The organism is Ochrobactrum sp. SFR4, assembly GCF_019730395.1.
Classification (GTDB): Bacteria; Pseudomonadota; Alphaproteobacteria; order Rhizobiales; family Rhizobiaceae; genus Pseudochrobactrum.
The window spans coordinates 1-260 of sequence record NZ_JAAPBB010000952.1 but is presented as its reverse complement, the minus strand read 5'-3'; the positions used below and the strand labels follow the sequence as shown (position 1 = coordinate 260).

Below are 260 nucleotides of genomic sequence, written 5' to 3'. Positions count from 1 at the left end.
CAAATGCTTCTGTACCGCTTGAGGCGATATAGAGCTGGTCAGGGGAGGCAACAGCGCTGATCACCGCACGGGCTCGATGGTCAGAAAGTGTATCGACCAGCAGGATAAAGCGTTTGGCCTCATTGCGGCGGCTCAAATCAAGTACAGGCACATGATCAATAAACATGGTGCGGAAACGCGCCATGATTGCCAGATAATCGGCAGCCGCCAGCGGTTTGGCACAGAGCTCATCAAAAGTAACACGGACAGCATCACCAACA

At 53.1% G+C, this 260-nt stretch carries 1 protein-coding gene; it reads right to left on the bottom strand.

Features of this window, described 5'->3' with window-relative positions; genetic code table 11:
* Nucleotides 1-260 (bottom strand): AFG1/ZapE family ATPase (zapE, locus tag HBA93_RS21900; protein WP_221724655.1); only part of this gene is annotated, 260 nt, incomplete at both ends.